Raw genomic sequence first — 8,393 nt, 5'->3', positions numbered from 1 at the left:
GGCCGCCGCGGTCAGGCCGCCGGGAACTTGGGCGAGCCGTTCGCCGACCAGGACGATGCCGCCCTCGGCGAGCGCCTCGTCGGCGAGCCGGCCGGCCTCGGTCGAGCCGAGCGCCCGCAGCGTGTCCGCCTCGTGGCCCGGGGTGGTGGGGACGAGCGTGCCGCCCATCTTCTTCAGACCGCGCGAGGTGAACGGGGCGAGCGAGAAGACCCGCGTCTTGTTCTTGCGGAACGCCTTGCGCAGCCGCAGGAAGACGATGGGCGACTCGTCCTCGGGCTCGAACCCGACGAGGAGCACCGCCTTGGCGCGCTCGAGGTCGGCGTAGGACACGCCGGTGCCACCCGACGCCTCCTCGGAGACCCCAGTGCTCACGACGTGCTGCGCGAGGAAGTCCGCCTCCTCGGCCGACGCGGGCCGGGCCCGGAAGTCGATGTCGTTGGTGCCGAGCACCGTTCGGGCGAACTTGGCGTAGGCGTAGGCGTCCTCGGCGCTGACCCGCCCGCCGACGAGCACGCCGGCGCGGGCGCCGGCGAGGCCGTCAGCGGCCGCCTTGAGCGCCTCGGACCAGGCGACGACGTGCAGCTGGCCGTCCTCGCCGCGGACCATCGGGAACTCGATGCGGTCCGGCAGCGTGGCGTAGGTGAAGGCCCAACGGCCCTTGTCGCAGTTCCACTCCTCGTTGACCTCGGGCGTGTTGAGCGCCATGCGGCGCAGCACGACTCCGCGGCGGTGGTCGGTGCGGATCCCGCAGCCGCTGGCGCAGTGCTCGCAGACCGACGGCGTCGAGACGAGGTCGAACGGCCGCGAGCGGAAGCGGTAGGCGGCGCCGGTCAGCGCACCGACCGGGCAGATCTGGACCGTGTTGCCGGAGAAGTAGGACTCGAACGGCTTCTCCTCGTAGATGCCGACCTGCTGCAGCGCGCCGCGCTCGACGAGCGCGATGAACGGGTCACCGGCGATCTGGTCGGAGAAGCGGGTGCACCGCGCGCAGAGGATGCAGCGGTCCCGGTCGAGCAGCACCTGCGAGGAGATGTTGATCGGCTTCGGGTAGGTCCGCTTGACGTCCTCGTAGCGGGAGACCGGGCGGCCGTTCGACATCGCCTGGTTCTGCAGGGGGCACTCGCCGCCCTTGTCGCAGACCGGGCAGTCGAGCGGGTGGTTGATGAGGAGGAACTCCATGATGCCGTGCTGCGCCTTGTCGGCCACGGCGGAGGTGTGCTGCGTGTTGACGACCATCCCCTCCGAGACGGTCATCGTGCACGAGGCCTGCGGCTTCGGCATCGGCCGGGGGGTGCCCTCCCGGTCGGGCATCGCGACGTCGACGAGGCACTGCCGGCAGGCGCCGACCGGGTCGAGCAGCGGGTGGTCGCAGAACCGGGGGATCTCGATCCCGATCTGCTCCGCCGCGCGGATGATGAGCGTGCCCTTGGGCACGTTCACCGGGACGCCGTCGATGGTCACGGAGACGTCGTTGGGCCCCTTGGGCAGCTGGGCGTTGCCGCCCTTGTCGACGGCGTTGCCACCGGCGCTGGGTGACGTGGTGGTCGTCATGCGGTCACCATCCCGCTCGACTCCTTCGTGTCGCTGGCGGCGAAGAGCATCGACTTCTCCGGGGGGAAGAGCACGTCGACGGGCGTGTGCATGCCCGCCTCGAACTCCTCGCGGAAGTACTTGATCGCCGAGGTGATGGGGCTCGTGGCGGCGTCCCCGAGGGCGCAGAAGGCCCGGCCGAGGATGTTGTCGCACATGTCGAGCAGCTTGTCGATGTCGTCCTGGGAGCCCTTGCCGTGCTCGAGGCGCGTCATGATCTGGCGCATCCAGTAGGTGCCCTCGCGGCACGGGGTGCACTTGCCGCACGACTCGTGCTGGTAGAACTCGGTCCACCGGGCGACGGCGCGCACGACCGAGACGGTCTCGTCGAAGACCTGCAGGGCCCGGGTGCCGAGCATCGAGCCGGCCGCGGCGACCGAGTCGAAGTCGAGGGGCACGTCGAGGTGCTCCTCGGTGAAGATCGGCGTCGACGAGCCCCCGGGCGTCCAGAACTTGAGCCGGTGACCCTCGCGGATGCCGCCGGCCAGGTCGAGCAGCTCGCGCATCGTGATGCCGAGGGGCGCCTCGAACTGGCCCGGGTTGGCGACGTGGCCGGACAGGCTGAAGATGCCGAAGCCGGTCGACTTCTCGGTGCCCATGCTCTTGAACCAGTCGGCGCCGTTGCGGATGATGCCGGGCACCGAGGCGATCGACTCGACGTTGTTGACCGAGGTCGGACGCGCGTAGAGGCCGGCGGCGCCGGGGAACGGCGGCTTGAGGCGCGGCTGGCCGCGGCGGCCCTCGAGCGAGTCGAGCAGCGCCGTCTCCTCACCACAGATGTAGGCCCCGGCACCGGCGTGCACGACGATGTCGAGGGTCGCCCCGCTGCCGAGGACGTTCTCGCCGAGGTAGCCGGCGGCGCGGGCCTCCTCGACGGCCTGGAGCAGGCGACGGTAGACATGCACGACCTCGCCGCGCAGGTAGATGAAGGCCTTCTCGCACCCGATCGCGTAGGACGAGATCGCGACGCCCTCGATGAGGACGTGCGGGTTGGCCATCATGAGCGGGATGTCCTTGCACGTGCCCGGCTCGGACTCGTCGGCGTTGACGACGAGGTAGCGCGGCCCGCCGTCGGGCGGCGCCATGAAGGACCACTTGAGGCCGGTCGGGAAGCCGGCGCCGCCGCGACCGCGGATGCTGGAGTCCTTGACCGCACCGAGGACGGCCTCGGGGGTCATGGTGAGGGCCTGGCGCAGCGCCTGGTAGCCCTCGTGCTGCTCGTAGGTGGACAGCTTCCACGACTCCGGGGCGTCCCAGAGGCGGGTGAGGATGGGGGTCAGTGTGTCGGTCACTTGGACTCGTCCTTCCCCTCGAGTCCGGGCAGCGTGTCGTGCCCGGCGGGCTTGGTCGGCGGCGCGTCGGTCGGCGTCGTCTTGCTCGGGCTGTCGATCGACGTCTGCCCGGCCGGCACCTCCGGCTGGGCGGGCGCACCGGTGCCCGACGCGTCGTCGCTCGGCGCGTGCCAGCCCTGCTGCTTGGCGATCTCGAGCCCGAGCAGCGAGGCAGGACCGGCCCCGACGCCCTCGTCGGCACGCCCGTCGTTGAACCCGGCGAGGACGCGCGAGACCTCCTTGAAGGTGCAGACCTTCGCGGCGCCGCGCGTCGGCACGACGTCCTTGCCGGCGCGCAGCTCGTCGACCAGCCGGGTGGCGCTCTCGGGCGTCTGGTTGTCGAAGAACTCCCAGTTCGTCATGACGACCGGGGCGTAGTCGCACGCGGCGTTGCACTCGATCCGCTCGAGGGTGATCTTGCCGTCCGGCGTCGTCTCGTCGTGCCCGACCCCGAGGTGCTCGGAGAGCGTGTCGAAGATCCGGTCGCCGCCCATGATCGCGCAGAGCGTGTTGGTGCAGACCCCGACGGTGTAGTCGCCGTTGGGGTGTCGCTTGTACTGCGTGTAGAACGTCGCGACGCCGCTGACCTCGGCGGTGGTGAGGTCGAGCAGCTCGGCGCAGAGGTCGATGCCCCGGCCGGTGACGTAGCCGTCGACCGACTGGACCAGGTGCAGCAGCGGCAGCAGCGCCGAGCGCTTCTCCGGATAGCGGGCGATCACCACCTCGGCGTCCGCGCGGAGCCGCTCGAGGACGTCAGCGGCATACGGCTCCTTGCTCTCCGTGCTGACGTGCAGGTAGCCGGCCTCGTGCGTGTCATGGAGCGACCACAGGTCCTCGGTCACCGGTCCACACCTCCCATCACTGGGTCGATCGAGGCGACGGCGACGATGACGTCGGCGATCATGCCGCCCTCGCACATCGCTGCTACCGCCTGCAGGTTGTTGAAGCTCGGGTCGCGGAAGTGGGCCCGGTACGGACGGGTGCCGCCCTCGGAGACGAGGTGGCAGCCCAGCTCACCCTTCGCCGACTCGACCGCCTGGTAGACCTGCCCGGGCGGGACCCGGAAGCCCTCGGTGACGAGCTTGAAGTGGTGGATGAGCGACTCCATCGACTCGCCCATGATCTCGCGGATGTGGTCGAGGCTGTTGCCGAGCCCGTCGGGGCCGAGCGCCAGCTGGGCCGGCCAGCCGATCTTCTTGTCCGCGACCATGACGGGGCCGGGATTGTCCTGGAGCCGGTCCGCGCACTGGGCGATGATCTTGAGCGACTCGTACATCTCGTCGATGCGGACCCGGAGGCGCCCGTAGGCGTCCGAGCTCGTGCGGGTGATGACGTCGAAGTCGTAGGTCTCGTAGCCGCAGTAGGGGTCGGACTTGCGCAGATCGTAGGGCAGGCCAGTCGAGCGGAGCACCGGACCGGTGACCGACAGCGCCATGCAGCCGGCGAGGTCGAGGACCCCGACGTCGACCATGCGGCCCTTGACGATCGGGTTCTCGTTGAGCAGCGCCTCGAGCTCGCCGATCCCCTTGCGGACCTTGGGGACCATGTCGCGGATGGCGTCGATCGTGCCGGGCGGCAGGTCGACGGCGACACCGCCCGGACGGATGTAGGCGTTGTTCATCCGCAGACCGGTGATCATCTCGATGATGCCGAGGATCCGCTCGCGCTCACGGAAGCCGATCGTCATGACGGTGGTGGCGCCCATCTCCATGCCGCCGGTGCCGAGCGCGACGAGGTGCGAGCTGATCCGGGTCATCTCCATCATGAGGACGCGGATGACGCTGGCCCGCTCGGGGATGTCGTCGGTGATGCCGAGCAGCTTCTCGATGGCGAGGCAGTAGGCCGCCTCCTGGAAGAGCGGCGTCAGGTAGTCCATCCGGGTGCAGAACGTCACGCCCTGCGTCCAGGTGCGGAACTCCATGTTCTTCTCGATGCCGGTGTGGAGGTAGCCGATGCCGGCGCGGGCCTCGGTCACCGTCTCGCCGTCGAGCTCGAGGATGAGCCGGAGCACGCCGTGCGTCGACGGGTGCTGCGGGCCCATGTTGACGACGATGCGCTCCTCGTTGAGGGAGGTCGCCTCGTCGACGAGGTCGTCCCAGTCGCCGCCCTCGATGTTGAAGACGTGGGCGTCGGCCACGGCCTCGTCGTCGACGATGCCGGTGGCGTAGGGGTCGGTGCTCTCGGTGTGCGTGCTCATCAGTTGTACGACCTCCGCTGGTCCGGCGCGGGGACGGTCGCACCCTTGTACTCGACGGGGATGCCGCCGAGCGGGTAGTCCTTGCGCTGGGGGTGGCCCGGCCAGTCGTCGGGCATGAGGATGCGGGTCAGCGACGGGTGCCCGTCGAAGATGATCCCGAACATGTCCCACGTCTCCCGCTCGTGCCAGTCGGCGCCGGGGTAGACGGAGACGATCGAGGGGATGTGCGGGTCGGCGTCGGGGCAGCTGACCTCGACGCGGATCCGCCTCGTGCCGTGGGTGATCGAGACAAGGTGGTAGACGGCGTGCAGCTCCTGGTCCGGCATCGTCAGGTAGTGGACGCCGGAGACGCCGGTGCAGAGCTCGAAGCGCAGGGCGGGGTCGTCCCGCAGTGCCTGCGCGACCGCGACGAGGTGCTCGCGGCGCACGTGCAGCGTCAGCTCGCCCCGGTCGACGACGACCTTCTCGATCGCCTCGTTGAACGAGGCGCTCCCGCCGACGAGGGCGCGCTCGAGGTGGTCGGCGACCTCGTCGAAGTAGGAGCCGTAGGGCCGCGGCGAGGCACCAGGGAAGAGGATCGGCTTCTGCAGTCCTCCGTAGCCGGACGTGTCGCTGCCCAGGGACGGTCCCCACATGCCGTGGCGCACGCCGACGACCTCGGGCTCACCGGCCTCGCCGGCCATGGCCCGGTCGATCGACTCGATCGCGCCGGTCGTGAGGCCGGAGCCGGCGGCGTCCTCGGCCCGCTCCGACGACACGGGGGGCTGAGGCGTCTTCTCGTCACTCATGCCAACAGCCCCTTCATCTGGTGCGTCGGCGTCTCTCGCAGGGCCGCCTCCTCGGCAGCCCGGGCCGCCGCCTCGCGGTTGACCCCGAGCGGCGTCGTCTGGATCTGCTTGTGCAGCTCGATGATCGCGTTGAGCAACATCTGCGGACGCGGCGGGCAGCCGGGCAGGTAGATGTCGACGGGCACGACGTGGTCGACGCCCTGGACGATCGCGTAGTTGTTGAACATGCCGCCCGAGCTGGCGCAGACGCCCATCGCGATGACCCACTTGGGGTCGGGCATCTGGTCGTAGACCTGGCGCAGCACGGGGGCCATCTTCTGGCTGACCCGGCCGGCGACGATCATGAGGTCGGCCTGGCGCGGCGTCGCCGAGAAGCGCTCCATGCCGAAGCGGGCGATGTCGTAGTCAGGCGTGCCGACGGCCATCATCTCGATGGCGCAGCAGGCCAGGCCGAACGTGGCCGGCCACATCGAGGCCTTGCGGACCCAGCCGGCCGCCGCCTCGACGGTCGAGAGCAGGAAGCCTGACGGCAGTTTCTCTTCGAGACCCATGGATTCTCCTTCAGTCCCAGTCCAGCCCGCCGCGACGCCAGACGTAGGCGTAGGCGACGAAGACGGTGAGGATGAACAGGACCATCTCGACGAGGGCGAAGAGGCCCAGCTTGTTGAACGCGACCGCGAACGGATAGAGGAAGACCGACTCGATGTCGAAGACGATGAAGAGCATCGCGGTCAGGTAGTACTTGATCGGCACGCGCCCGCCGCCCGCGGCCTGGGGCGTCGGCTGGATGCCGCACTCGTAGGCCTCGAGCTTGGCGCGGTTGTAGCGCTTCGGCCCGACGACGAGCGAGGTGAACACCGACAGCGCGGCGAAGCCGAACCCGAGTGCCAACATGAACAACACGGGGACGTAGGGGGCGCTCATCCTTCGTCACTTCCCTTTCGGTCTTGAGGCAGGCGCGGCGCCCCCATCCTAGGGGCGGGCTCCGAGTACGTGCTCACCGTCACAAGCGGCCCGCTCATGCGTCGGGGGTGAGTCGCGACAGGGTGTTGATGATCCGGTCGCCGGCACCCTTGCCGGCCGGTTCGGCCAGGTTGGCCATGATCTTCAGCAGGAACTTCATGAGGGTCGTGCGGGGCAGCCCGTACTTCGTGGCGAGGCGCATGACCTCGGGTTTGCCGATGAGCGCCGCGAAGTGGCGGCCGAGCGTGTAGTAGCCCCCGAGCTCCTGCTTCATCCGCGCGTTGTAGGACTGCAGGACCCGCTCGCGCCCGGCGTCGCTCGTGCGGGCGAACGCCTGCGCGACGATCTCGGCGGCGACCCGGCCGGACTCCATGGCGTAGGCGATGCCCTCGCCGTTGAACGGGTTGACCATGCCGCCGGAGTCGCCGACGAGGAGCAGCCCGTCGGCGTAGTGCGGCTGTCGGTTGAAGCCCATCGGCAGCGCTGCGCCACGGATCGGCTGCGTCATCGTCTCGTCGTTCATCGTCCAGTCGCCCGGCATGGTCTCGACCCAGCGACGCATGACGTCCTTGTAGTCGACGTTGCCGAACGCCTTGGACGTGTTGAGGATGCCCAGGCCGACGTTCGACGTGCCGTCGCCGACGCCGAAGATCCAGCCATAGCCGGGCAGCAGGACGTCCTTGCCGGACGGGTCCTTGGCCCACAGCTCGAGCCACGACTCGAGGTAGTCGTCGTTGGTGCGCGGGCTCGTGTAGTAGGTCCGCACCGCGACGCCCATCGGGCGGTCGTCGCGCTTCTCGCGGCCCATCGCGAGCGACAGCCGCGAGCTGTTGCCGTCGGCGGCGATGACGAGGGGCGCCCGGAACTCGTGCGCCTGGCCGGTGGCCCGCCCCCGCTCGTCGACGGCCTTGGCGGTGACCCCGACGATCCGGCCGGCCGCGTCGGTGATCGGCCCGGTCACGTTGCAGCCCTCGATGAGGCGGGCGCCGTTCTTGACGGCGTGCTGGGCGAGGATCTCGTCGAAGTCCTGGCGGGTGCGGACGAGGCCGTAGGGCGGGAACGCGCTGTTCTCCGGCCAGTCGAGCTGCAGCCGCATGCCGGCGCCGATGATGCGCAGGCCCTTGTTGCGGATCCAGCCCTCGTCCTCGGGCGTCGGGATGCCAAGGGTGATCAGCTCCCGGACGGCGCGCGGCGTCAGGCCGTCGCCGCACACCTTCTCGCGGGGGAAGTGGGTCTTCTCGAGGAGGAGGACGTCGAGACCGGCCATGCCGAGGTACGCCGCGGTCGCCGAGCCTCCAGGTCCCGCGCCGACGACGATGACGTCGGCCGTGGTCGAGGCCGCGCCCGACACGCTCATGCTTGTGGCTCCTGGACTTGAGTGACTTTGTGAAGTCCTTCACGAACTAACGAGCGAGCCTACCCCGTGCATCCCGCCACGTCAGGTGAGGTACACCTAACCTCTCACGCACCGGTCGGTCCGACCACTCGGAAGGGGGTTCGGGCACGCCCACATGGGCGCGCGCG

Annotated in this window: 8 protein-coding genes; all 8 read right to left on the bottom strand. The window is 69.7% G+C overall.

Annotated features, from left to right (window positions below; all coding sequences use genetic code 11):
* A partial coding sequence (locus tag N864_RS16300; RefSeq protein WP_034719179.1) for an NADH-quinone oxidoreductase subunit G occupies positions 1-1,551 on the bottom strand: 1,551 nt, incomplete at its 3' end.
* Complete coding sequence (nuoF, locus tag N864_RS16295; RefSeq protein ID WP_034719176.1) at positions 1,548-2,882, bottom strand: NADH-quinone oxidoreductase subunit NuoF; 1,335 nt, start codon at positions 2,880-2,882, stop codon at positions 1,548-1,550. The genes N864_RS16300 and nuoF, both read right to left, overlap by 4 nt.
* Positions 2,879-3,715, bottom strand: coding sequence for an NADH-quinone oxidoreductase subunit NuoE (nuoE, locus tag N864_RS16290; RefSeq protein ID WP_051518698.1), 837 nt, complete (start codon positions 3,713-3,715; stop codon positions 2,879-2,881). Before nuoE ends, nuoF begins: the two co-directional genes overlap by 4 nt.
* Before the next feature lie 44 nt (positions 3,716-3,759).
* Complete coding sequence (locus N864_RS16285) at positions 3,760-5,118, bottom strand: NADH-quinone oxidoreductase subunit D (RefSeq protein WP_081793951.1); 1,359 nt, start codon at positions 5,116-5,118, stop codon at positions 3,760-3,762.
* The gene (locus N864_RS16280) at positions 5,118-5,906 is read right to left on the bottom strand and encodes an NADH-quinone oxidoreductase subunit C (protein WP_034719174.1); all 789 of its coding nucleotides are present in this window, start codon (positions 5,904-5,906) and stop codon (positions 5,118-5,120) included. The genes N864_RS16285 and N864_RS16280 overlap by 1 nt, the downstream gene beginning before the upstream one ends.
* Positions 5,903-6,457, bottom strand: coding sequence for a NuoB/complex I 20 kDa subunit family protein (locus N864_RS16275; RefSeq protein WP_034719172.1), 555 nt, complete (start codon positions 6,455-6,457; stop codon positions 5,903-5,905). The genes N864_RS16280 and N864_RS16275 overlap by 4 nt, the downstream gene beginning before the upstream one ends.
* A 10-nt stretch (positions 6,458-6,467) precedes the next feature.
* Complete coding sequence (locus tag N864_RS16270) at positions 6,468-6,830, bottom strand: NADH-quinone oxidoreductase subunit A (protein ID WP_034719170.1); 363 nt, start codon at positions 6,828-6,830, stop codon at positions 6,468-6,470.
* 94 nt (positions 6,831-6,924) lie between these two features.
* A complete protein-coding gene (locus N864_RS16265; RefSeq protein WP_034719168.1) occupies positions 6,925-8,226 on the bottom strand; it encodes a geranylgeranyl reductase family protein in 1,302 nt (433 codons plus the stop codon).
* Between the last annotated feature and the right edge of the window lie 167 nt (positions 8,227-8,393).

The sequence above is a fragment of the Intrasporangium chromatireducens Q5-1 genome, from assembly GCF_000576575.1.
In the GTDB taxonomy this organism is placed as follows: domain Bacteria; phylum Actinomycetota; class Actinomycetes; order Actinomycetales; family Dermatophilaceae; genus Intrasporangium_A; species Intrasporangium_A chromatireducens.
Note: the sequence above shows the minus strand (reverse complement) of the source record. Positions and strands in the feature narration are given on the sequence as shown.